We start from the raw sequence: 21,172 nt of genomic DNA, 5'->3' as shown, positions 1-21,172 counted from the left end.
TTAGAGGTTCGGCTATCGAATCTGTCTCGCTTTCGGTAGGGCGCAAATGCCGAGGCTTGGATACCCCGATGCAGAATCCCCCCGAGGCGGATCGCCTCCTCGCGCTTCGCCGGTTGAACCTCCTGGATACCGAGGCCAGCGAGAGCTTCGATCGCATCACGCGCATGGCGAGCCAGATCTTCAACCTGCCGATCGCCGCGGTGTCGCTCACCGATCACGACCGCCAGTGGTTCAAGTCGCGCGTCGGCGTTCCGCATGATTCAATCCCCCGCAAGAACGCGCCTTGCGCCGAGGTGGCTGAAACGCGGGAATTGCTGGTCATTCCAGACCTTTCGGCAGATCCCTGCTACGCCGACAGCCACCTCGCCCAGAACGGCGTTGCCTTCTATGCCGGTGCGCCGCTGGTGACGCGGGACGGTTTCGGCCTTGGCGCGCTCTGCGTCCTCGGCACCGAGCCGCGCACCGTGTCGACGGCGGAAGCGGCTGCGCTCACCGACCTTGCGGCAATGGTCATGGCCCAGATCGAGCTGCAGCATGCTTTCGGCCGTATCGACCCGATCAGTGGCCTGCCCAACCGCAACCAGTTCATGGACGACCTCGAGGACATGGCGCGCGACCATGCCGGCCAGAGGCGGCTGGCCGTCCTCGTCGACCTCGCTGAGAACACGCAGCTCAGCAACTACGCTCGCGTGCTCGGCCCTTCCAACGTCGACAAAATAGTGCGCGAAGCCTCCCTGCGCCTTACCCGCACGCTTGGCCCGGGCCGTGCCGGCTATCATGTGTCGGCGACCCAGTTTGCTTACCTTGCCCCGGTCGGCGCGGTGGAAAGCGAATATATGCCGCTGCTCCGGTCTACCCTTGCAAAGGTCGGCCTGGAATCGAGCACGCAGTTCCTGATGACGGTGGTCGCGGGCGTGGCGCCGATGGTCTTCGGCGACACCGCGCCGATGGACCTGTTGCGTGCCCTCCAGTCCGCGGTCGAGGAGGCCCGTGGTGCGTCAGTGAACGTCGGGCTCTACAATCCCCAGGCGGATGCGGCGCATACGCGGCGTTTCAAGTTGCTGCAGGATTTCGAGGCTGCGCTCGGCGCGGACGACCAGTTGCGGCTCGTCTTCCAGCCGCGGGTGGATCTCGCCACCCGGCAGTGCGTCGGCGCCGAGGCGCTGTTGCGCTGGCGGCACCCGACGCTCGGCGCCATCGCGCCGGGCGAATTCGTCCCGGTCATCGAGCCCTCATCGCATACCCACGCGATGACGGACTGGGTGATCCGCAAGGCCGTGCGCCAGATCCAGGTCTGGCAGGCGTTGGGCATCGACCTGCAATTGTCCGTTAACGTTTCCGCCAGCAATCTCGAGGATCCGGGTTTCGTCCAACGCGTCCTCGCGGTCGTCGCCGAGCACGACCTGCAGCCCGACCGGCTGGAGCTGGAGGTCACCGAGAGCGCCGTGATGAAGGATGCGGAAAACGCGCTCGACCGTCTGAGCATGCTCGCCGCCGCCGGGATCAAGCTGTCGATCGACGATTTCGGCACGGGCTACAGCAGTCTTGCCTATCTCCAGAAGCTGCCGGCGCATGTGGTCAAGATCGACCAGAGCTTCGTCAAGGACATCGAGGAGGGCGAGCGCGAGCAGTCGCTCGTCCGCTCGATGATCACGCTCTCGCACGAGCTCGGCTACCGGGTTGTCGGCGAGGGGGTCGAAACCGCCGCGGCCGCCGATCTGCTGGCCGAGATGGGCTGCGAGGAGGCGCAGGGCTATTTCTTTGCCCGGCCGATGGAAGCCGCCGACTTCGCCGCCTGGAGCGCGAGCTTTCGCTTGGGGGCGCTGGCCGCCTAGCCAGGGTGTGGTGCCCGGCCTGAGGGCCGACGCGCCTCATCTACGCAGCCGCCGTGACTGTCGGATGCATCTGAACGTCGGAAGCTGTCGGAAGAGGGTGGGCTGGCACGTGAACGGTGGTGCGGGCGGTCGGAATCGAACCGACACTCCTTGCGGAACCGGATTTTGAGTCCGGCGCGTCTACCAATTCCACCACGCCCGCGGGGACCATTCGACTGCAGGCGTTTCATGCCATAGATCGGCCGCGCTGGTCCAGTGGGGAGTGAAGCAGCTGTTGCACCGTCGCCGGCGACGGCGTGTCGCCGTTTCACGCCGATGCGGCGGGTGCTAGAGGAGGGGCGATCCGGGCGCGTCCCGGTGCTTCCCGGAGATCGACGCATGGACGCACGCCTTTCGCAGCCCGCCGGCCGGCCCCAGACGCTCGCCGCGTTGGTTCTCCTCGTCGGCTGTGCGGCAACGGTCGGTACTGCGCTCGTGTTCGAGCATGTCTTCGGCTACATCCCTTGCGCCCTCTGCCTCGAGCAGCGCACGCCGTACTACGTCTCGATCGTGCTGGCGCTGTTCGCGGTTATCGCCGGCGCGCGCCGGGCTCCCGGCGGTATCACCCGCGGGCTGATCGGCCTCGTCGGCCTGGCGATGCTCTACGGTCTCGGGCTTGCCATCTATCACGCCGGCGTCGAATGGCATTTCTGGCTGGGGCCGTCGGGCTGCGCGGCCGCCGGCAATGCCGATCTCACCGGCGACCTCCTGTCGACCATCGACAGCGTCCACCCGCCGGCCTGCGACCAGGCGGCCGGACGGTTCCTGGGCCTCTCCTTTGCCGGCTGGAACGTCCTCGCCTCGCTGCTGTTCGCGGGCATCGCGTTGCGTGCGGCTTTCGGGAAGGCTGTCCGGACCTGAGGCCCGGACTTTAAAGAACGATGACTTTAAAAAACGAGGACCGGAAACAACGAGGACCGGATCGCGCTGCCTCAGTCTATTCCGGATCGAGCTCGGAATCCCAGTAGAGATAGTCGAGCCAGCTCTCGTGCAGGAAGTTCGGCGGGAACAGCCGGCCGTTGTTGTGCAGATCGTGCACCGTCGGCTGGTAAGGCTTCTGGTGCGGGAGCATGCCAGCGTCCTTCGGCATCAGCCCGCCTTTCCTGAGATTGCAGGGCGAGCAGGCGGCGACGACGTTCTCCCACGTCGTCAGTCCGCCCTTGGAGCGGGGAATGACGTGATCGAAGGTCAGGTCGTTCGGCGAGCCGCAATACTGGCACTGGAAACGATCGCGCAGGAAGACATTGAAACGCGTGAAGGCCGGATGCCGGGCCGGTTTGACGTAGGACTTCAGGCAGACGACCGAGGGAAGCTGCATGGTAAAGTTCGGGCTGCGAACGGTCTGATCGTATTCAGCAAGGATAGTCACGCGGTCGAGGAAGACAGCCTTGATGGCGTCCTGCCATCCCCAGAGCGACAGCGGATAGTAGCTGAGCGGGCGAAAGTCTGCGTTCAGAACGAGCGCCGGGGATAGGTTCTGCGCCACTGCAATCGTCAAGGACAGTCTCCTTCACCAAACGACTTGCGTCTGTTTGCCGGGACTATGGTGTCCTATCGTGTCGCCTTTGTGAAGCCTGTCCGGCAGGCGCTGCAAGACTTTACGCTCACGCTTTCCTGTTGGTCGAAGTGTCCGCGGCGAATCAGCGCGGAAGCTGGTCGTTCCTCGGCGGCAGGGGATTGCCGGGGATTGCAGCGGTCGGGGTCGCATCGCGGCGGTTGACGGCGGCGTAGTAGGCCCAGAACAGCCGTGCGGCGGCCGAGCGGTGCGGCGCCCACCGCGTCGCCGATGTCGCCAGCGCCTTCTCCTTCGGGCGGCCCGGCCAGCCGAAGGCTTCGGCCACGGCAACCTGCAGCGCAAGATCCCCGGCAGGGAAGATGTCAGGGTGGCCGGCGGAGAACAGCAGGAAGCATTCGGCCGTCCAGGCGCCGATGCCACGCAGTGCCGTCAGCTCGGCGATCGCGGCCGCCGGTTCCACGCTTGCCATCCGCTCGAAGTCGAGCGCGCCCGACAGGCAGGCCGAAGCGATCCCGAGGAGCGTCTCCTGCTTGCCGCGCGACATGCCGGCTGCGCGAAAGTCCGCTTCGGACGCTTTGAGGATCGCGGCGGGGTCGTCGAGGTCGATGATCGTCTCGAGCCGGCCGAAGATCGCCGCCGCGCTCGCCCGCGATACCTGCTGCCCGACGAGCACGCCCGCCAGCCCCTTGAGGCCGCCGGGCGTCTGCCGCAGCGGCACGGTGCCGGCGGCAGCGATCACCGGCCCGAGCGCCGGATCGAGGAGGGCGAGCGCGGCGAGTTCCCGCGCGAGGTCTTCGTCGGAGAGAATCATCGCTGCATTCTTGCCAAAAGGCTGCAGGCCGGCCACCCGTTTCCCTCAAGAATGGGGTGGCGAGAATGCGGGTGGCGAGAATGCGATGGCGACAACCCGGATGGCGAGGACCCGGATGGCAAGGACAATGATGAAAAGCCGCTACCGCTTCGCTCCCAGTCCGAACGGCGAGCTGCATCTCGGTCACGCGCTGTCCGCGCAGCTGAACCACCGCATGGCGCGGGCCGCCGGTGCCGATTTCCTCCTGCGCCTAGAGGACATCGATCGGGCCCGGTGCACGCTGGCCTTCGAGCGCGGCATCGTCGATGACCTCGCTTTTCTCGGGATCGACTGGGACGAGACGCCGCGCCACCAGTCCCGGCATTTCGGCGACTACCAAGCGGCGCTCGACGCCATGGCGGGCGAGAATCTCGTTTACCCCGCCTTCATGTCGCGCGGCGAGATCCGCGCCTTCGCCGGGCGGTACGAGGAGGAGGAGGGCACGCTTTGGCCGCGTGATCCCGATGGCGCGCCGCTCTATCCCGGCCTCGATCGCCGCCTGTCAGAGGACGAGAGGCAGGGGCGCATCGCCGCCGGCGAGGCCTTCAACTGGCGGCTCGACATGCAGGCGGCGCTGGCCGGCCTCGGCGCCCTTTGCTTCAATGAGAGCGGCGGATCGCCGGAGGGCGAGACCGGCGAGATCGCCGCCGACCCTGCCGCCTGGGGCGACGTCGTCCTCGGCCGCAAGGACATGCCGACGAGCTATCATCTTGCCGTGGTCGTCGACGACGCGCTGCAGGGCATCACCCATGTCGTGCGCGGCCGCGACCTGTTCCATGCAACGTCGGTCCACCGCCTGCTGCAGGCGCTCCTCGGCCTGCCCGCGCCGCAATATCACCACCACGCCCTCATCCTCGGTGCCGACGGCCGCAAGCTGTCGAAGAGCGCCCACGACGTCTCGCTCGCCTCGCTGCGGGCGGCGGGGCTGACGGCAGAGGACATCCGGCGGATGGTCGGACTGGAAATAATCTGCGGCCGGATCTAGCTTCATGCATGATAACTGTACTGGGCGAGCAAGGCTTTCGGGTCGTCATATACAAGAACGACCATTCGCCGCCGCCCGTGCATGTCTATTACCAGGCGGGTGAGGCGCGCTTCGATCTTTCCGACGGCCAGGACGGCGGGGTGCGGCTCATGTCGGTGAGTGGATACGGTGTGCCGGACCTCAAACGCGCCCGCCATCTGGTCTCGACGATGCGGGTCTTTCTGCTCGAGGAATGGATCAAGTTACATGGCTGAAGTGGTTGATGACGATCTTGAACTGGCGGCGGCTGTGCGCCGTGGTGTCTCGGAGCATCGAGAGCGTCCGACACCGCTGGCGGTCAGGTACGATCGTGCGTCCGGAAAAGTGGTTGTCAGCTTTGCCGATGGCGCAAGCTTCGCCATTCCGGCGAGGGAACTGCAAGACCTCGAGACAGCCTCAGATGAAGATCTCGCCGATGTCTCGCTTCTGGGTGAGACGGGTTTGCACTGGGAAAAGCTCGATGTCGATTTCTCTATCGACGGTCTGATGCAGGGCCGTTTTGGGACGGCGCGCTTCATAGCGAGGCGGCAGGAACGGAGCAGTTAGCGCTGAGCGACCCTACGCCCGGGCTGGTACCGTATCTGACACCCTAGCCGAGGATGGCGAGCCAGGCGCCGAGGCTGACCACCGACATCAGCGTCGACACCACGATGGTCGTCGCGGCCAGCTTTTCGTTCGACTTGAAGTAGACGGCGAAGAGGTAGGAGTTGATGCCGGCGGGGCAGGCGGCGGTGAGCACGGCGACCTTCAGCCAGAGCGGTGGCAGGAGTTCGACGCCAATCGCGTAGGCGATACCCGGCATCAGCGTCAGCGACAGCACGGAGACGACGATCGAGCTGAGCAAGTCGCCGCGGAGGCCGTAGCGGGTCAGCGACATGCCCATGGCGAACAGCGAGACCGGGCCGGCTGTCGAGCCGATCAGCCGCGCCACCTCCTCGGCCTCGGCCGGCAGCGGGATCGTCGTCAGGCGCCAGGCGATGCCGCAGAGGATGCCGATGACGATGCCGTTGCGGCCGAGGTTGATCATCACCTGGCGCACGGTTGCCGCGACCGTCACCTTGCGCATCGGCCGGCCCTCGGCGGCGGCGTCGCGCTCGGCGGCGCGCTCCATCAGCAGCGTCGCGATGATCATCATCGTCGGCAGGTGGACGGAGATGATCAGGAACAGCGGTTCGAGCCCGGGGTCGCCATAGGCGCGCTGCACCGCCGGAATGGCGACGAAGACCGTGTTGGCGAAGCTTGCCGAGATGCCGGCGATGACGCCGGCGCGGCGATCGGCACCCATGAAGCTGCGCACGAAGAATGAGGCCAGCGTCCACGTGATGATCACGCCGGTGAAGTAGGAGATCCAGAGCCAGAGCGGGTTGACGTCGCCGAAGGAGGCGGTGGCGAGCGTGCGGAACAGCAGCGTCGGCACGGCGATGACGAAGACGAACTTCGACAGCGCGTCGCCGACCTCGCCGGCCAGAAGCTTGAACCGCGCGGCGAGAAAGCCGATCGCGATCACTGCGAAGATCGGCAGGATGACGTTGAGGATGATCTGCATGGCGGCGGCTCGGCGTTGCTGCCTGCCGCGATACGCGTTGCCGCAAGGCGGCGCAATTGCCGCAGCGACAGCGCCGGAGTTTGTCGCCTGGCCTGTGGCGGATGTGCTTCCCGAGCAGGCCTGCCGCTGCTACCGCTCGTCCGGCGGCACGGTGAGCGTTCCGTTCTACCGCCGGCGGGCGTGTTCTGCCCGGACAGCTTCCCAACCCAGCCCCGCTATCGAGCCGTGCTCTTCCGGCGCGCCGGCACCGGCCCTTGCAGATTTCACCGATCCCGCCTGCGGATCAAAGAGGAATGCCGTGCACCGCCTCCTTCCCTTCTTTCCCGCCGTCTTCGTGGTGCTCTGGTCGACCGGCTTCGTCGGCGCCCGCTATGCCATGCCGCATGCCGAGCCCTTCACCTTCCTGGCGCTGCGCTTCGTCATCGCCTTCGCGATCCTCGCGCCGATCGCCGCGACCGTCTCGGGCGGCTGGCCAGGCCTTCGGCCGGCGCTGCATGCCATGCTGGCGGGGGCGCTGATCCACGGCGTCTATCTCGGCGGTGTGTTCTTTGCCGTCCGCCATGGCCTGTCGGCGGGCATCGCCGCGCTGATCGTCGGCCTGCAGCCGATTCTCACCGCGGTCCTCGCCGGCAGTTTCCTCGGTGAGACGATCCGGCCCCGCCACTGGCTGGGCCTCGCCGTCGGGCTCCTCGGCGTCTTCCTCGTGGTGCTGCCGAAAATCCATGCCGGCAGCGGCCTCGGGCCGATCACCTTGGTGCCGGCGGTGATCGCGGCGGTGGCGATCTCGGTCGGGACGATCTGGCAGAAGCGCTTCGTCGGCAGCGTCGACCTGCGCGTCGGGACCGCCCTGCAGTATCTCGGCGCCCTCCTGCCGATGGCGGCGGCCTCGTTTCTATTCGAGACGCGGGTGATCGACTGGACGCACGAGTTCGTCCTCGCCCTTGCCTGGCTGGTGGTCGCGCTGTCGATCGGCGCGGTCTTCCTGCTGCTCTACCTCATCCGCGAGGGTGCCGTGTCGAGGGTGACGTCGCTGATGTACCTGACGCCGGGGGTCACCGCCGTCATGGCCTTCTTCCTGTTCGGCGAGACGCTGACGCCGCTGCAGCTCTTCGGCATGGCGCTGGCAGGCCTCGGCGTCGCCGCCGCCACGTGGCGCCAGAAGCCCGCGGCCGAGACGCCCGCCGCGACATGATCACCGGACGCGCGGCGGCGGCTCGCCTATCGCGCCGTTCCGGCCTATATCAGCCGGCAAGTCCCGGAGCCGAAAGCCGCCATGTCCGACACCCTCTCCATCCTCGCTCTGGTCGTGATGATCGCCGTGGCGATCGTGCTGCTGCTCGGCCTCGTCAACATGATGCGCGGCGGGTCTGGCATGACCTCGCAGAAGCTGATGCGCTGGCGCGTTCTGCTGCAGGCGATCGCCGTGCTGATCATGGTCGGTGCGCTCTGGTTCTCACGGACCTGACGCCGGCGCTGCGCCCCGGAGGGCTGCTGCAACACCCCGTTCCGCCCGCGATATCGACGGAGACATTTTCAGCATGGTCAAGCTCAACAAGATCTACACCCGCACCGGCGACGACGGCACCACCGGGCTCGGCAGTGGCGAGCGGCGGGTGAAGTCGGATCTGCGCATCGAGTCCTTCGGCACGGTGGACGAGCTGAACGGCACGATCGGCATGTCGCGGCTCTACACCGAGGGCGAGCTCGATGCGATGCTCGCCACCATCCAGAACGACCTCTTCGACCTTGGGGCCGATCTTGCGACGCCGGAGACGCCCGAGCCGCTGCCCTATGAGCGGCTGGCGATCGTCGCCTCCCAGGTCGATCGGCTGGAGCGCGAGATCGACGCGATGAACGCCCGCCTTGAGCCGCTGAAGAGTTTTATCCTGCCTGCCGGCTCGCCGGCCTCGGCGCATCTCCACTTGGCCCGCACCGTCGCGCGGCGTGCCGAGCGGCTGATGGTGGCGCTGCAGCGGACCGAGGGCGAAACCGTCTCGGCGGCAGCGATGACCTACATCAACCGCCTTTCCGACCACCTGTTCGTCGCGGCCCGCATCGCCAACGACGAGGGCCGCGCCGACGTGCTCTGGGTGCCCGGCGCGAGCCGCTGATCGTGCCGTTCGTCAGCGTCACCCGGCTGCGCCTCCGATCATGGCGCTTCCTGCCGCTGTTCGTGCCCCATGCCCTCTGGACGCAGCGTCAGGTTGAGAGGGCGCCGGGTTTTCGGGCAGGTTCGCTGCTGCCCGGCCAAGGCTGGACGTTCTGGACGCTGACCAGCTGGGACAGTGCCGAGGCGATGAGGGCCTACATGCTGAACGGCGCGCACCGCAAGGCGATGCCGAAGCTCGCCGCGTGGTGCGACGAGGCCTCGGTCGTGCACTGGGAGACGGACGAGGACGGTCTGCCCGACTGGCACCAGGCGGAGGCGCGAATGCGCGTCGCGGGGCGCCCCTCGAAAGTCCGCCACCCCAGTCCCGACCATCAGACCATGACCTTCGCCCCACCGCGCAGCTTTACGGGCAGGCCGTTGCGGGTCCGGCAGCGAGAGATTTAGGGTTTCGAAGGTCCATACGGAGAGCATCGCTCGGGCCGAGGATAGCCTTCATCCCCCTGAGCCATAGTGTCGCCGACAACCGGATCTTCGTCATCCTCGCGCGCAGCGCAGGGACCTATGCCGAGGCGTGGAGGAAGCATCCGGCGGTGCATCCGGCCAGCCATTTCTGTTAGCGAACCGATGGTGGAAACGCTGAGGCATGGGTCCCCGCGCTGCGCGCGAGGATGACGACTGTCGGGGTGCGAGCCATCCACTCGCGGGCCGTCCACTGCGGTCGGGGCCGGCATCGACGTCGCGATCGGCAAGGATGCGCGCCTCGGCCTGTCCTACGAGGGGCAGTTCGGCGACGGCACGCAGCGCAACGGCGCACGGGTGGATTTCTCGCTCGCCTTCTGAGCCTTTGGATGCGCTGTTCCGCGTGATGGGGACGGCGCATCCAGCGGCAGACGCGGCGTCGCGGGTTCTGACGCCATTGCATTCCGGTGACTGCCAAGGCTTGATGGCGGTCTCCACTTCTCCCGGGCTGCGAATGTTCCTGCCGTTCTACGACGACAACCGACTGCGAAGCATTCGCTTCCAGTTCGTCACCCTTGGCCTCGTCCTCCTGAACGCGGGGCTCTACCTCGCGCTGTCGTTTTCCGGCGAGACCGGCGCCTATGTTTCGGGGACGGAACTGGCCTACGGCTTCATTCCCGCGGTGGTGAACGGCTATGCCGCGCTGTCGCCGGAATATATCCTCCAGCCGACCGGATTTTCCTTCGTCACATACGCTTTCCTGCACCTCGACTTCTGGCATCTCCTCGGCAACATGCTGTTTCTCTGGGTGTTCGGCGACAATGTCGAGGATGCTTTCGGGCACCTTCGCTACATCCTGTTCTATCTCCTCTGCGCCGCGGCGGGGGCGGCGGCGCATGCCTGGTCGATGCCGGAATCGGAGGCGACCTTGCTCGGCGCCTCGGGCGCAGTCTCGGGCGTCGCGGCCGCCTATCTGATGCTGCATCCGCGGGTCTGGATCTGGGTGCTGGCCTTTGGCCGCGTGCCCTTGAAGCTGCCGGCCTATGTCCTCCTGGTGCTGTGGATCGGCTACCAGTTCACCATGCTGGCGCTGGGCGACAAGGAGGTCTCCTACGGTGCGCATGCCGGCGGGATATTCGCCGGGGCGCTGCTCACCCTCGTGCTGCGCCGGCGTGGCGTGCCGCTGTTCGCCAAGCCGCCGGTGCTCGACGACTGAGGTCAATCCGGGCGACGTCGCGGACAGGCGCGCCGTTGCCGCGCCAAGACTTGAAAGATCGGATTGGAAGGCTCAAAACCCTTGCACAGGCGATCTCGATCGCCGCATCTGCGGTGCCTTTCTTTGACCTTTACGTCAAAACATCATATCGGGTCGGGCAGGTTTACCGGGGCAGCCAGCCGCACGCACGCCATCCCCGCCGTCATTTGGCCCGCCCGGTGCGGGCCGCGTCATAGGAGAGTTCCGGGATGAAGATCCTCGTCGCCGTCAAGCGGGTGGTGGACTACAACGTGAAGATCCGGGTGAAGCCGGACGGCACCGGCGTCGACCTTGCCAACGTCAAGATGTCGATGAACCCGTTCGACGAGATCGCCGTCGAGGAGGCCATCCGGCTGAAGGAAAAAGGCGTCGCGACCGAGATCGTCGCTGTCTCCGTCGGCCCGCAGCAGTCGCAGGAGACCCTCCGCACCGCGCTCGCCATGGGCGCCGACCGCGGCATCCTGATCAAGGTCGACGGCGTGACCGAGCCGCTGGCGGTCGCCAAGCTGCTGAAGGGCGTGGTCGACGCCGAGAAGCCTGACCTCGTCATCCTCGGCAAGCAGGCGATCGACGACGACTGCAACCAGACCGGCCAGATGCTGGCGGCGCTGCTCGGCTGGAGCCAGGGCACCTTCGCCAACCAGCTGGAACTCGCGGACGGCAAGGCGACGGTGACGCGCGAGGTCGACGGCGGCCTGCAGACCGTCGCGCTGACGATGCCGGCCATCGTCACGGCGGACCTGCGCCTCAACGAGCCGCGCTACGCTTCGCTGCCGAACATCATGAAGGCAAAGAAGAAGCCGCTCGAGGAAAAGACCGCCGCCGACTACGGCGTCGACGTCACCCCGCGCCTGACCGTCGTGTCCACCGTCGAGCCCGCCAAGCGCGGCGCCGGCATCAAGGTCGCCTCAGTCGACGAGCTGATCGGCAAGCTGCGCGGCGAAGCCGGCGTCCTCTGACATCGCGATGAAAGGAAACTCGCTATGACCACGCTTCTCATCGCCGAGCACGACGCGCACGGCCTTTCCGAGCTGACCGCCAAGGCGCTGACCGCCGCCGCCGCCCTCGGGGGCGAGGTGCACATCCTCGTCGCCGGCGGCAATGTCGGCGCCGTCTCAGCTGCGGCTGCCAAGCTATCGGGCGTCTCCAAGGTGCTGCAGGCCGATGCGCCGGCCTATGCCAACCTCCTCGCCGAACCGCTGGGCGACCTCATCGTCAGCCTCGCCGGGCCGTACGACGCGATCGTCGGCCCGTCGACCACCACGGTGAAGAACGTCCTGCCGCGCGTTGCGGCTCTCCTCGACGTCATGCAGATCTCGGATGTCACCAAGGTGGTGAGCGCCGATACGTTCGAGCGCCCGGTCTACGCCGGCAACGCCATCCAGACCGTCACCTCGACCGACGCCAAAAAGATTGTCACCGTCCGTACCGCGTCCTTCGCGACGACGGGCGAGGGCGGTTCGGCCGCGATCGAGACGGTCGCGGGCGTTGCCGACAAGGGCCTGTCGACCTTCGTCGAGGATCGTCTGGCGACCTCCGACCGGCCGGAGCTGACATCGGCCAAGATCATCCTGTCGGGTGGTCGGGCGCTCGGCTCCAAGGAGAAGTTCGAGGAGCTGATCCTGCCGCTCGCCGACAAGCTCGGCGCCGCCATCGGCGCCAGCCGCGCCGCGGTCGATGCCGGCTACGCGCCGAACGACTGGCAGGTCGGGCAAACCGGCAAGGTCGTCGCCCCCGACCTCTACATCGCCGCCGGCATCTCCGGCGCGATCCAGCATCTCGCGGGCATGAAGGACTCGAAAGTGATCGTCGCCATCAACAAGGACGAGGAGGCACCGATCTTCCAGGTCGCCGATTACGGGCTCGTCGGCGATCTCTTCACGCTGCTGCCGGAGCTGCAGTCGAAGCTTTAGCCGTCTTACCCCGCTTGCCGGGGATTGGACGATTCGCCGCTTTCGCTCCGCGAAGGCTTGTGAAAGGATCGAAGGCCTCGCAGCGATGCGGGGCCTTGTTTGTTTCAGGACCGGCGCTGTGCCGGGCGGCACTGAACCGGCCGCAGGGTGAAGCGGGCCAAAAAATAACGCGGAAGATGGACGGATGTCGGAGAGATTGAGGAAGATCGGCGTCGTCGGGGCGGGGCAGATGGGGGCCGGCATCGCCCATGTCGTCGCCCTCGCCGGCTATGGCGTCGTGCTCTACGACGTCTCGCCCGAGCGGGCCGAGAAAGGCATCGCCACGGTCGCAGCGACGCTCGATCGCCAGCGCGCCTCCGGCAAGATTTCGGCCGAGGAGAGGCTGTCTGCGCTCAGCCTCATCGCGCCGGCAAGGGCCGTCGAGGATCTCGCGGAGATGGACCTCGTGATCGAGGCGGCGACCGAGGACGAGGCGATCAAGCGTAAGATCTACGCCACGGTCTGCCCGGTGCTGAAGCCGGAGGCGATTCTCGCCACCAACACCTCGTCGATCTCGATCACCCGGCTTGCCGCCGCCACCGACCGGCCGGAACGCTTCATCGGCATCCACTTCATGAACCCGGTGCCGGTGATGAAACTGGTGGAGCTGGTGCGCGGCATCGCCACCGCCGACCCGACGTTCGAGACCTCCCAGCAATTCGTCGCCACCCTCGAGAAGACCACGACCGTCTCCGAGGACTTCCCTGCCTTCATCGTCAACCGCATCCTCCTGCCGATGATAAACGAGGCGATCTACACGCTCTACGAGGGCGTCGGCTCCGTCGAAGGCATCGACACGGCCATGAAGCTCGGCGCCAACCATCCGATGGGCCCGCTGCAACTGGCCGACTTCATCGGCCTCGACACCTGCCTGTCGATCATGCAGGTCCTGCACGATGGCCTCGCCGACCCTAAATACCGACCGTGTCCACTGCTGGTGAAATACGTCGAAGCCGGCTGGCTCGGCCGCAAGACCCACCGCGGCTTCTACGACTACCGCGGCGAGGTGCCGGTCCCGACGCGGTAGAGCTCGTTCGCTGGGTAATGCGAAGAGCGGGTGGCGAACGTTGACAGCAACCCTAGCCAAGTATCTCATGAACTGTCTCGATGGATACGGACAATCATCATGACCGTTGCCAAACAACGCAGCTTCACCCTGTCATCACAACAGGCACAAATTGTCGACGGCTTGATCGAGTCCGGGCGCTTCGCCACGGAGGTCGAAGTTATCGCAGCTGGCCTCGAGGCGCTTCAGGACAACGACAGTGAATTCGAGCAATGGCTTCTCCACGAGGCCGTGCCGGTGATGACAGCGATGGAAAAAAATCCTGGTCGCGCCCTTTCTGCAGATCAGGTGTTTGCGGAGTTGAGAGCCTTGAGCGAAAAGTCTTAGGTGCTTGCGCTACGAATTGGCCTTCTCGCCGGAAGCGCGTGACGACCTTCGAGACGTTTACTCTTTCATTGCGTCAAGAAGCGGCACGGTCGTGGCCAAGCGATACATCGAACGGCTCGAAGCCTTCTGCCGAGGGTTTGTGGATTTCCCGGCACGAGGAACGCAGCGGGATCACTTGCGCCAAGACTTGCGAACGATCGGCTTCGAGCGGCGAATGTCGATTGTCTTTCATATTTCCGGAAAGACCGTGGTTTTCGATCGCTTTTTGTACGGTGGGCGTCAGCTTACCCCGATGTCGGAAGACTGACGTTCGTGACCGGTGTTTTCAGCCTGCCCGCTGCGCCACGATGAAGATCCGCGGAAACGCCAGCAACCGCCGTCCGTCGCTGCGCTCAGGATAGGCGGCATCGATCTTCGCCGCGTAGCTTTTCAGAAACGCCGGTCGCATCTCGGCCGGGAGTGCGTCGAGGAAAGGCCTGAGGCCCGTCGCCTTCAGCCATTCGACGATTGCCGCCGGGTCGTCCATGCGGTGGTGGTAGATGGTCCGCCAGACATCGACCACGTTAGCCTCGGCGGCGAGGTCGTCATAGGTGTCCGGCAGCGGCGGGAGGGTCGTGCGCGCGCCCGCGGCTGCCGCAGTGTCGGCGGCGAAGGCCGGTTCCGCCGCGGTCTCGCGCATCGCGGCATGCGAGGGCTCGCCGAGATTGTCCGGCATCTGGATCGCCAGCACGCCGCCCGGCGCAAGGCTTGCAAGAAGACGCGGCAGGAGCTGCCGGTGGCCGGGAACCCATTGCAGGACGGCGTTGGCGAAGATCACGTCGGGCGCCTCGGACGGCGACCAGCCCGCGATGTCGGCGATCTCGAAGCGGCAGCCCGGCAAGCGCTCGCGGGCGGCCTCGATCATCGCCGGCGAGGTGTCGAGCCCGAGGATCGCCGCGTCCGGCCAGCGCTTCGCCAGAAGCTCGGTCGAGTTGCCGGGGCCGCAGCCGAGATCGACGACGCGGCGAGGGTTCGCAAGCAGGATGCGGTCGAGAAGGTCGCGGGCGGGGCGGGTGCGCTCTTCCTCGAAGCGGAGGTAGAGCGCGGGCGCCCAGTCGGACTTTGGTGTGGTCATGCCATGCCTTCGATGTCGGGATGCGCCGCCGTCCCTATAGAAAAGCGCAGCTCGGCGCTGCGCCGTTATGGGCGCTACTGCGTCTTCAACAGCCGTTCCAGATAGTCGCGTTCGAGCTGGGGCGACAGCGCGTCGCCGAGGCGGTTGCGGATCGCGTCGAGAATCTTGCGGGCGCGCTGCGTATCGATCTCGTCGGGCACGCGCACGTCCTGGCCGAAGTCTGCCCCTTGCGTCGAGCGCGGCCGGCCGAGCGGGTCGCGGCCCGAGCGCTGCTGGCCCTGGCTGAAGCCTTGGCCCATCTGTCCTTGCTGGCCCGGCTGCTGGCCCTGGCCTTCGCCTTGCTGCATCGCCTGCTGCATCTGCTGCATCATGTCCTTCGCGCCGCGGCGCAGGGCCTCCATCGCCTCGCCTTGCTGGCCGACCGCCTCGCCATCATTGCCCTCGCCGAGCGCGCCTTCGGCCTTGCCCATCGCCTTGCCGGCGTCGCCGAGGGACTCGCCGGGCTCCATGCCCATGCCCTTCATGCCGTCCTGCAGCGACTGAAGATCCTTCTGCAGCTGGCCTTGCTGCTTCTTCAGGTCTTCCAGGGCCTGCTTCAGCTCATCGGCGGTCATCGGCTTGCCACTCTGCTGCTCGCCAGGCTCGCCTTGCTCACCGGGCTGCGGCTCGTTGTTCAGCCCTTCGCCCATCTGGTCCTGCATCTGCTGCTGCATCTGCTTGCGGCCGAGCTCGTAGGTCTTGTCCTTCAGCGCCTGCTGCTGGCGCAGCATCTCGCCGAGCTTGTCCATCTGCTGGCGCATGGCGTTCTGCTGGCCATCCTGTTGCTGCTGACCGGGCTGCTGCATTGCCTGCATCTGGTCCATCATCTGCTGCAGTTCGGAGAGCAGCTGCTGTGCGGCGTCCTTGGAGCCGGATTTCGCGAGGTCCTCGATCCGGTCCATCATCTTCTCGATGTCGGACGGGCGGATTTCCTGCGCGTTCTGCATCTGCTCCTGGCTCACCGGCGGCTGGTTCTTCATCGCCTCGGCCATGGCATGCATGTATTCCTGCATGGCTTCGCGCAGTTCGGCCATCAGCTTGTCGATCTCGGCGTCATCAGCGCCCTTCTCGATCGCGTCGGCGAGCTTCTCCTTGGCGTCGCGCAGCTTCTTCTCGGCAAGCGAGAGGTTGCCGTCCTCGATGCCCAGCGCGATCTGCCACATGAAGTCGAGCGCCGAAACCAGCGTCGCGTCATCCTCGGCATTGGCGATGCGGCTGCGGACGGCGCGCAGCGACAAATAGGCCGAGGCACTCTCGATGAAGTCCTCGCCGCGCAGCGTCACCGCGTCGAGCATCTCGGTGACCCGCGGCACGGCATTGGCGTCCAAAGCCAGGATCCGCCGCTGCTCGACCACTGCCCGCGCGAGCGGGTTGGAGAACGGCCGCTCGGGCAAGGTCAGAACCTTGGTCTCGGACCGCCCGGTCTGGCCGGCATCGTCGGTCGCTTCGAGGGTCATGCCGACCTCGGCGCCCGCATAGGGGCTCTCGGTCAGATCGACGGAGGTGCGCCCCTTCGCCTCGCCCTTGGTCCGCCGCGGCAAGGAGAGGCTGATCTCCGGCACCGGAACCAGCGGCCGCGCGCCAGCTGCCTTGGCGCCGCGCACCTCGATTGCGACCGTTCCCTTCCGGACGCCATAGTCGTCGCCGACGCTGAACGGGATTTCCAGCGCGCCCTTGCGGGCGGCAGCCGGCTCATCGGCAAAGGCGATGGTCGGCGGCGCGTCGGGCGTTACGGTGAAACGCCAGTCGCCGAGCGTGCGGAAGGTCGAGGCGAGCTGAACCGCGCCGCTGGCGGCGAGCGGCAGGTCGTATTCGCCCGCCGCCGGCTGTTCTGCCGTATCCTGCCTGGCAGCGGGGCCAGCCGTGTCGCCGGACTTGCCGCCGGGAGCGGCGCTTCCGCTTGGAGGAGTCGAATCCCCGGCCGCAGGATCGGCGGGGCCACCGGGTGCGATGTCCTCGGCGACGTCGCTACCCTCTGGCGTGAAGGTCAGTTTGCTGTCGCTGCCGTCGGAAACCCGGACCGACAGCACACTGCCCTCGGGAACCTCGATCGCCGCGGCCGGTCTGTCGGCGGTCTCGGCCTGGGCGCTGGCGAGGGCTGCGTCGGTCAGGAAGATCGGCGCTCGGCCGGTGTAGGATGGCGGCGTCACCCAGGCATCGACGCGTGCCGCCAGCAGCGGCGGGGCCTCCGGCGAGGCGAAGGCGTCGGTCAGGCGGCCGCCGACCGGGCCGTAGGAAAAGGCGAAGGCGGTGACGAGAAGCAGTGCGGCGATGGCGCGCAACCCGTACGGGTCGAGCCGCTCCGTCCGCGTCTCGGGTGTGCCGCCGGTGAGATGGCGCAGCCGCAGCGCCATGCGGCGCTGGTGCTCGTGCCAGAGCGCGAGGGCGATCGGGTCCGTGCCGCTCGGCCGGTCGGCTTGCGCCTGCAGCGGCTGGTGGTCGAGCCGACTGCGGCTTTCGATGCGCTGGTCGACCGCCGCCGGAGAGGCGAGGCGCAATCCGCGCGCGCGCCACAGCGTCAGCCCGGCGGCGCCGGCGAACGCCACTAGAACGGCAAGGCGCAGGAAGCCCGGCAGCAAGGCGAAGAGGCCGAACCAGGAGAAGGCGAGGAAGATTGCGAGGATCGAGGCCAACGCGAAGAGCGTCGGCCAGACCCCCTCGAACAGCATCGCTGCTCCGGCCAGACGGCGCGTCGACCGAAGCCGTGCCGCATCGGCGGGCAAGGCGGCGGACGCGACCTTCTTGGAATCTTTCGGCATTCGGCCCGATCTCGTCTGGTGCAGTCCAGCGGCCAGCCTAGCATTTTTTGCGGCGAAGGCGAGGCGGTGACCGATCTGTGAACGTCCCGTCAGTCCCCGCATCGGTTACGCCAGCGCCGAGCATCCCGCCGCGGGTGGCCGAAAGGCGTCAGCCTTCCAGCCAGGGCGGCAAGCGGTCGAGGGCGATCAGCTGCTCGACGGTCTGGCGGGGCCTGACCGTGAAGAAGGCGTCGCCGTTTACCAGTACCTCGGGCACCAGCGCCCGCGTGTTGTAGGTGCCGGACTGCACGGCCCCGTAGGCGCCAGCCGAGGCGATGGCGATGAGATCGCCGGCCGCGACCGTCGGGATCGACCGGTCGTGCGCCATGAAGTCGCCGCTCTCGCAGACCGGGCCGACGATGTCAGCGGTAATGTGCGGGACGCCAAGGCTTTCGGTCACCGGGCGGATGTCGTGCCAGGCCTCGTAGAGCGTCGGGCGGATCAGATCGTTCATCGCGGCGTCGACGATGACGAAGACCTTGTCGCCGGTGTCCTTCACGTAGAGCACCTTGGAGACGAGGATGCCGGCATTGGCGACGATCAGCCGGCCGGGCTCGAAAACCACCTTGCAGCCGAGGCCGCGGACGTGCCGCTTCACGGTCTCGGCGTATTCGACCGGCAGCGGCGGCGGCGTGTTGTCGTCGCGGTAGGGCACGCCCAGTCCGCCGCCGACGTCGACATGGCTGATCGTATGTCCGGCGGCCCGAAGCTTGCCGACGAGACCGGCGAGCTTGCCGAAGGCCTGGTCGAACGGCTCGAGATCGGTGATCTGGCTGCCGATGTGCATGTCGATGCCGGAAACCGCGATGCCCGGCAGGTCGCGCGCCCGGGCATAGACCGGCAGCGCGCGGTCGAAGGCGATGCCGAACTTGTCGGACTTCTTGCCGGTGGAGATCTTGTGATGGGTCTTCGCGTCGACGTCGGGATTGATCCGGAACGAGACATGGGCGGTCTTGCCCAGCGCCACGGCGCGGGCGGAGACCATTTCAAGTTCCGGCTCGGACTCGATGTTGAAACAGAAGATGCCGGCGCCCAGCGCCCGGTCGATCTCGTCCGCCGTCTTGCCGACGCCGGAGAACATGATCTTTTCCGGCGCGATGCCGGCAGCGAGCGCCCGCTGCAGTTCGCCGCCGGAGACGACGTCGGCGCCGGCGCCGAGACGGGCCAGCGTCGTCAGCACCGCCTGGTTCGAATTCGCCTTCATCGCGTAGCAGACGAGGGCGTCGATATCGGCGAAGGCCTCGGCGAAGACGCGGTAGTGCCGGGTTAGCGTCGCGGTGGAATAGCAGTAGAACGGCGTGCCGACCGCCTTGGCGATCTCGGCGATGCCGACGTCCTCGGCGTAAAGAGTGCCGTCGCGGTAGTCGAAATGGTTCATCGTCAGGGCATCCGGAACGCCGGGCGCGCCTGGTATGGCGGGCCGTGCGGACGTCGATCGCGTCGAGGGATCAGTTCAGCAGGAAATCCAGCGGGAAGCTCTGTTTCTCGGCCTTGGGATTGCGGCTGACTTCCGCCGGCGAGACGTTGAGGTTGCTGTCATTGGCGCCGAGGCGCTGCGCCCTCTGGAAGGTCGCAGCCTCGGTCGAGCCGGTCGGGACCGGCGCCAGGCTGGTGCTGGTGCCGGCGCTGCCGCCGGAGGTGATCGGCGCGGTCACGGGCCTCGGAGCCACCGGCAGGTTCTTGCGCCCGCACCCGGTTACGGCGAGGCCCGCCGCCAGAATTACCATCGAAAGCCTGAAGGTCTTCATCGTCGCATTCATCCTCAGCGCTTCCCCGCGCCCTTGATAGCTTCTCCCGCCGGAGAAATCACCCCCGCGCGGCGGCAAGGCGCTGGCGCCATTCGGCGATCTCGCGGCGGACGTTGTCGGGCGCGGTTCCGCCAAAGCTGGTGCGGCTGCGCACCGAGGCATCGACGCCCAGCACGGCGAAGACGGCATCGGTGATCTTTGGCTCCAGCGTCTGGAGATCCTCGACGGTGAGATCCTCCAGCCCGATGCAACGGCCCTCGGCCAGCGCCACGGCGCGCCCGGTCACATGGTGCGCCTCGCGGAACGGCAGGCCGATCTCGCGCACCAGCCAGTCGGCAAGATCGGTCGCGGTGGAGAAGCCGTGGCCGGCGGCCTTGCGCATCGACGCGACGTTGACGGTCATGTCGCGGACCATGCCGGTGGCGGCGGCGAGGGCGAGGGCGAGGCTGTCGATCGCGTCGAACACCTGTTCCTTGTCTTCCTGCATGTCCTTGGAATAGGCGAGCGGCAGGCCCTTCATGACCGTCAGCAGCGAGACCAGCGCGCCGTTAATGCGCCCGGTCTTGGCGCGCACCAGTTCGGCCGCATCCGGATTACGCTTCTGCGGCATGATCGAGGAGCCGGTGGAGAAGGCGTCGGACAGCCGGATGAAGTTGAACTGCGGTGTCGACCAGATCACCAGTTCCTCGGCGAAGCGCGAGAGATGCACGGCGGCGATCGCGGCCATCGACAGGAATTCCAGCGCGAAGTCGCGGTCGGACACCGAATCGATCGAGTTGCGGGTAGGTCCGCGGAAGCCGAGCGTCGACGCGGTCTGGTGGCGGTCGATGGGAAAGCCGGTGCCGGCGAGGGCGGCCGCGCCGAGCGGCGACCAGTCCATGCGCGCGATCGCGTCGGTGCAGCGCGAACGGTCGCGCGCGGCCATTTCGACATAGGCGAGGCAATGATGGCCGAAGGTCACGGGCTGGGCGACCTGCAGGTGGGTGAACCCCGGCATCACCGTCTCGGCATGCTCCTCGGCCCGGTCGAGCAGCGCTTCGATCAGGCCGGTGAAGGCGGCCTCCGCCGCCTGGCAGGCGCGTTTGACGTAGAGGCGAAAATCGACGGCGACCTGGTCGTTGCGCGAGCGGGCGGTGTGCAGCCGGCCGGCCGCCGGGCCGATGATCTCGGCCAGCCGCGCCTCGACGTTCATGTGGATGTCCTCGCGTTCCCGCGAAAACGTGAAGGCGCCGCTTTCGATCTCCTGTCGGATCATGTCGAGACCGCGTGCTATCTCCGCGGCGTCCTCGGACGTGATGATGCCTTGTTCGGCGAGCATGGCCGCGTGGGCCTTGGATCCCGCGATGTCTTCCCGGAAGAGACGCTTGTCGAAATCGATCGACGCGTTGATCTCCTGCATGATGGCGTCGGGGCCCGAGGCGAAGCGGCCGCCCCACATCTCGTTGCCCGCCGTCTTCTCGGTCATCTCGGTTCTTTCGAATACGCTTGGAAAAG

Annotated in this window: 23 protein-coding genes and 1 tRNA gene; 15 read left to right on the top strand and 9 right to left on the bottom strand. The window is 66.9% G+C overall.

Going from position 1 to position 21,172, the window contains the following annotated elements; all coding sequences use genetic code 11:
• Positions 1–68: 68 nt before the first annotated feature.
• The gene (locus ACZL02_RS11360) at positions 69–1,835 is read left to right on the top strand and encodes a putative bifunctional diguanylate cyclase/phosphodiesterase (protein ID WP_472939718.1); all 1,767 of its coding nucleotides are present in this window, start codon (positions 69–71) and stop codon (positions 1,833–1,835) included.
• 117 nt (positions 1,836–1,952) lie between these two features.
• Here the strand turns inward: ACZL02_RS11360 and ACZL02_RS11355 are convergent.
• Positions 1,953–2,037, bottom strand: a tRNA-Leu gene (locus ACZL02_RS11355).
• A 176-nt stretch (positions 2,038–2,213) separates the two neighbouring features.
• Between ACZL02_RS11355 and ACZL02_RS11350 the strand changes: the two genes are divergently transcribed.
• Positions 2,214–2,735: a disulfide bond formation protein B gene (locus tag ACZL02_RS11350; protein WP_472939717.1), complete on the top strand. Its 522-nt coding sequence runs from the start codon at positions 2,214–2,216 to the stop codon at positions 2,733–2,735.
• 76 nt (positions 2,736–2,811) lie between these two features.
• Here ACZL02_RS11350 and ACZL02_RS11345 read toward each other — a convergent pair whose 3' ends face one another.
• Positions 2,812–3,372 carry an HNH endonuclease gene (locus ACZL02_RS11345; protein ID WP_472939716.1) on the bottom strand — a complete coding sequence of 187 codons (561 nt, stop codon included), beginning with the start codon at positions 3,370–3,372 and terminating at the stop codon, positions 2,812–2,814.
• Positions 3,373–3,514: 142 nt separating this feature from the next.
• Positions 3,515–4,201, bottom strand: a complete 687-nt coding sequence (locus ACZL02_RS11340; protein WP_472939715.1) for a DNA-3-methyladenine glycosylase family protein — start codon at positions 4,199–4,201, stop codon at positions 3,515–3,517.
• Positions 4,202–4,328: 127 nt separating this feature from the next.
• Here ACZL02_RS11340 and gluQRS point away from each other — a divergent pair, with 127 nt between their 5' ends.
• The 3 genes from gluQRS to ACZL02_RS11325 are packed head-to-tail and all read left to right on the top strand — an operon-like array spanning position 4,329 to position 5,810.
• Positions 4,329–5,225, top strand: a complete 897-nt coding sequence (gene gluQRS / locus ACZL02_RS11335; RefSeq protein ID WP_472940065.1) for a tRNA glutamyl-Q(34) synthetase GluQRS — start codon at positions 4,329–4,331, stop codon at positions 5,223–5,225.
• A gap of 8 nt (positions 5,226–5,233) precedes the next feature.
• A complete protein-coding gene (locus ACZL02_RS11330) occupies positions 5,234–5,479 on the top strand; it encodes a DUF4160 domain-containing protein (RefSeq protein WP_472939714.1) in 246 nt (81 codons plus the stop codon).
• Entirely contained in the window at positions 5,472–5,810 is a 339-nt protein-coding gene (locus ACZL02_RS11325) for a DUF2442 domain-containing protein (protein WP_472939713.1), read from the top strand. The genes ACZL02_RS11330 and ACZL02_RS11325 overlap by 8 nt, the downstream gene beginning before the upstream one ends.
• A 43-nt stretch (positions 5,811–5,853) precedes the next feature.
• Here the strand turns inward: ACZL02_RS11325 and ACZL02_RS11320 are convergent, their stop codons facing one another.
• The gene (locus ACZL02_RS11320; RefSeq protein WP_472939712.1) at positions 5,854–6,810 is read right to left on the bottom strand and encodes an AEC family transporter; all 957 of its coding nucleotides are present in this window, start codon (positions 6,808–6,810) and stop codon (positions 5,854–5,856) included.
• Between the two features lie 298 nt (positions 6,811–7,108).
• Here ACZL02_RS11320 and ACZL02_RS11315 point away from each other — a divergent pair, with 298 nt between their 5' ends.
• The 10 genes from ACZL02_RS11315 to ACZL02_RS11270 all read left to right on the top strand — a co-directional run bounded on the left by ACZL02_RS11315 (position 7,109) and on the right by ACZL02_RS11270 (position 14,286).
• Positions 7,109–8,002 carry a DMT family transporter gene (locus tag ACZL02_RS11315; RefSeq protein WP_472939711.1) on the top strand — a complete coding sequence of 298 codons (894 nt, stop codon included), beginning with the start codon at positions 7,109–7,111 and terminating at the stop codon, positions 8,000–8,002.
• An 81-nt stretch (positions 8,003–8,083) separates the two neighbouring features.
• Entirely contained in the window at positions 8,084–8,275 is a 192-nt protein-coding gene (locus ACZL02_RS11310) for a twin transmembrane helix small protein (protein WP_472939710.1), read from the top strand.
• 73 nt (positions 8,276–8,348) lie between these two features.
• Positions 8,349–8,921 carry a cob(I)yrinic acid a,c-diamide adenosyltransferase gene (locus ACZL02_RS11305; RefSeq protein WP_472939709.1) on the top strand — a complete coding sequence of 191 codons (573 nt, stop codon included), beginning with the start codon at positions 8,349–8,351 and terminating at the stop codon, positions 8,919–8,921.
• A gap of 2 nt (positions 8,922–8,923) precedes the next feature.
• On the top strand, positions 8,924–9,364 hold the full coding sequence (locus tag ACZL02_RS11300) for a DUF3291 domain-containing protein (RefSeq protein ID WP_472939708.1): 441 nt from the start codon (positions 8,924–8,926) through the stop codon (positions 9,362–9,364).
• Positions 9,365–9,863: 499 nt separating this feature from the next.
• On the top strand, positions 9,864–10,595 hold the full coding sequence (locus ACZL02_RS11295; RefSeq protein ID WP_472939707.1) for a rhomboid family intramembrane serine protease: 732 nt from the start codon (positions 9,864–9,866) through the stop codon (positions 10,593–10,595).
• Positions 10,596–10,843: 248 nt separating this feature from the next.
• Entirely contained in the window at positions 10,844–11,593 is a 750-nt protein-coding gene (locus tag ACZL02_RS11290) for an electron transfer flavoprotein subunit beta/FixA family protein (RefSeq protein ID WP_472939706.1), read from the top strand.
• 24 nt (positions 11,594–11,617) lie between these two features.
• The gene (locus ACZL02_RS11285) at positions 11,618–12,547 is read left to right on the top strand and encodes an electron transfer flavoprotein subunit alpha/FixB family protein (protein WP_472939705.1); all 930 of its coding nucleotides are present in this window, start codon (positions 11,618–11,620) and stop codon (positions 12,545–12,547) included.
• A 184-nt stretch (positions 12,548–12,731) separates the two neighbouring features.
• The gene (locus ACZL02_RS11280) at positions 12,732–13,613 is read left to right on the top strand and encodes a 3-hydroxybutyryl-CoA dehydrogenase (protein ID WP_472939704.1); all 882 of its coding nucleotides are present in this window, start codon (positions 12,732–12,734) and stop codon (positions 13,611–13,613) included.
• A 99-nt stretch (positions 13,614–13,712) separates the two neighbouring features.
• Positions 13,713–13,979: a ribbon-helix-helix domain-containing protein gene (locus ACZL02_RS11275; RefSeq protein ID WP_472939703.1), complete on the top strand. Its 267-nt coding sequence runs from the start codon at positions 13,713–13,715 to the stop codon at positions 13,977–13,979.
• A gap of 4 nt (positions 13,980–13,983) precedes the next feature.
• The gene (locus ACZL02_RS11270) at positions 13,984–14,286 is read left to right on the top strand and encodes a type II toxin-antitoxin system RelE/ParE family toxin (protein ID WP_472939702.1); all 303 of its coding nucleotides are present in this window, start codon (positions 13,984–13,986) and stop codon (positions 14,284–14,286) included.
• An 18-nt stretch (positions 14,287–14,304) separates the two neighbouring features.
• Here the strand turns inward: ACZL02_RS11270 and tam are convergent, their stop codons facing one another.
• The 5 genes from tam to argH all read right to left on the bottom strand — a co-directional run bounded on the left by tam (position 14,305) and on the right by argH (position 21,143).
• On the bottom strand, positions 14,305–15,093 hold the full coding sequence (tam, locus tag ACZL02_RS11265) for a trans-aconitate 2-methyltransferase (RefSeq protein WP_472939701.1): 789 nt from the start codon (positions 15,091–15,093) through the stop codon (positions 14,305–14,307).
• Between the two features lie 74 nt (positions 15,094–15,167).
• Positions 15,168–17,891 (bottom strand): TIGR02302 family protein, encoded by a 2,724-nt coding sequence (locus ACZL02_RS11260; protein WP_472939700.1) that lies wholly within the window; start codon positions 17,889–17,891, stop codon positions 15,168–15,170.
• A gap of 148 nt (positions 17,892–18,039) precedes the next feature.
• Positions 18,040–19,308 (bottom strand): diaminopimelate decarboxylase, encoded by a 1,269-nt coding sequence (lysA, locus tag ACZL02_RS11255; protein ID WP_472939699.1) that lies wholly within the window; start codon positions 19,306–19,308, stop codon positions 18,040–18,042.
• A gap of 70 nt (positions 19,309–19,378) precedes the next feature.
• A complete protein-coding gene (locus ACZL02_RS11250; protein WP_472939698.1) occupies positions 19,379–19,678 on the bottom strand; it encodes a hypothetical protein in 300 nt (99 codons plus the stop codon).
• Positions 19,679–19,736: 58 nt separating this feature from the next.
• On the bottom strand, positions 19,737–21,143 hold the full coding sequence (argH, locus tag ACZL02_RS11245) for an argininosuccinate lyase (protein ID WP_472939697.1): 1,407 nt from the start codon (positions 21,141–21,143) through the stop codon (positions 19,737–19,739).
• Positions 21,144–21,172 lie beyond the last annotated feature (29 nt).

Source organism: Mesocryomonas fontinalis, assembly GCF_055730125.2.
This window is presented reverse-complemented; position numbering and strand designations above follow the sequence as displayed.

What these genes read in the sequence shown, in the direction of transcription:
- ACZL02_RS11285 (WP_472939705.1), top strand. Translation starts at nt 11,618, where the DNA reads ATGACCACGCTTCTCATCGCCGAGCACGACGCGCACGGCCTTTCCGAG.
- ACZL02_RS11280 (WP_472939704.1), top strand. Translation starts at nt 12,732, where the DNA reads ATGTCGGAGAGATTGAGGAAGATCGGCGTCGTCGGGGCGGGGCAGATG.
- argH (WP_472939697.1), bottom strand. Translation starts at nt 21,143, where the DNA reads ATGACCGAGAAGACGGCGGGCAACGAGATGTGGGGCGGCCGCTTCGCC.
- ACZL02_RS11250 (WP_472939698.1), bottom strand. Translation starts at nt 19,678, where the DNA reads ATGAAGACCTTCAGGCTTTCGATGGTAATTCTGGCGGCGGGCCTCGCC.
- ACZL02_RS11310 (WP_472939710.1), top strand. Translation starts at nt 8,084, where the DNA reads ATGTCCGACACCCTCTCCATCCTCGCTCTGGTCGTGATGATCGCCGTG.
- ACZL02_RS11275 (WP_472939703.1), top strand. Translation starts at nt 13,713, where the DNA reads ATGACCGTTGCCAAACAACGCAGCTTCACCCTGTCATCACAACAGGCA.
- ACZL02_RS11290 (WP_472939706.1), top strand. Translation starts at nt 10,844, where the DNA reads ATGAAGATCCTCGTCGCCGTCAAGCGGGTGGTGGACTACAACGTGAAG.
- ACZL02_RS11260 (WP_472939700.1), bottom strand. Translation starts at nt 17,891, where the DNA reads ATGCCGAAAGATTCCAAGAAGGTCGCGTCCGCCGCCTTGCCCGCCGAT.
- lysA (WP_472939699.1), bottom strand. Translation starts at nt 19,308, where the DNA reads ATGAACCATTTCGACTACCGCGACGGCACTCTTTACGCCGAGGACGTC.
- ACZL02_RS11360 (WP_472939718.1), top strand. Translation starts at nt 69, where the DNA reads ATGCAGAATCCCCCCGAGGCGGATCGCCTCCTCGCGCTTCGCCGGTTG.
- ACZL02_RS11305 (WP_472939709.1), top strand. Translation starts at nt 8,349, where the DNA reads ATGGTCAAGCTCAACAAGATCTACACCCGCACCGGCGACGACGGCACC.
- ACZL02_RS11295 (WP_472939707.1), top strand. Translation starts at nt 9,864, where the DNA reads ATGGCGGTCTCCACTTCTCCCGGGCTGCGAATGTTCCTGCCGTTCTAC.
- ACZL02_RS11330 (WP_472939714.1), top strand. Translation starts at nt 5,234, where the DNA reads ATGATAACTGTACTGGGCGAGCAAGGCTTTCGGGTCGTCATATACAAG.
- ACZL02_RS11340 (WP_472939715.1), bottom strand. Translation starts at nt 4,201, where the DNA reads ATGATTCTCTCCGACGAAGACCTCGCGCGGGAACTCGCCGCGCTCGCC.
- ACZL02_RS11320 (WP_472939712.1), bottom strand. Translation starts at nt 6,810, where the DNA reads ATGCAGATCATCCTCAACGTCATCCTGCCGATCTTCGCAGTGATCGCG.
- ACZL02_RS11325 (WP_472939713.1), top strand. Translation starts at nt 5,472, where the DNA reads ATGGCTGAAGTGGTTGATGACGATCTTGAACTGGCGGCGGCTGTGCGC.
- tam (WP_472939701.1), bottom strand. Translation starts at nt 15,093, where the DNA reads ATGACCACACCAAAGTCCGACTGGGCGCCCGCGCTCTACCTCCGCTTC.
- ACZL02_RS11350 (WP_472939717.1), top strand. Translation starts at nt 2,214, where the DNA reads ATGGACGCACGCCTTTCGCAGCCCGCCGGCCGGCCCCAGACGCTCGCC.
- gluQRS (WP_472940065.1), top strand. Translation starts at nt 4,329, where the DNA reads ATGATGAAAAGCCGCTACCGCTTCGCTCCCAGTCCGAACGGCGAGCTG.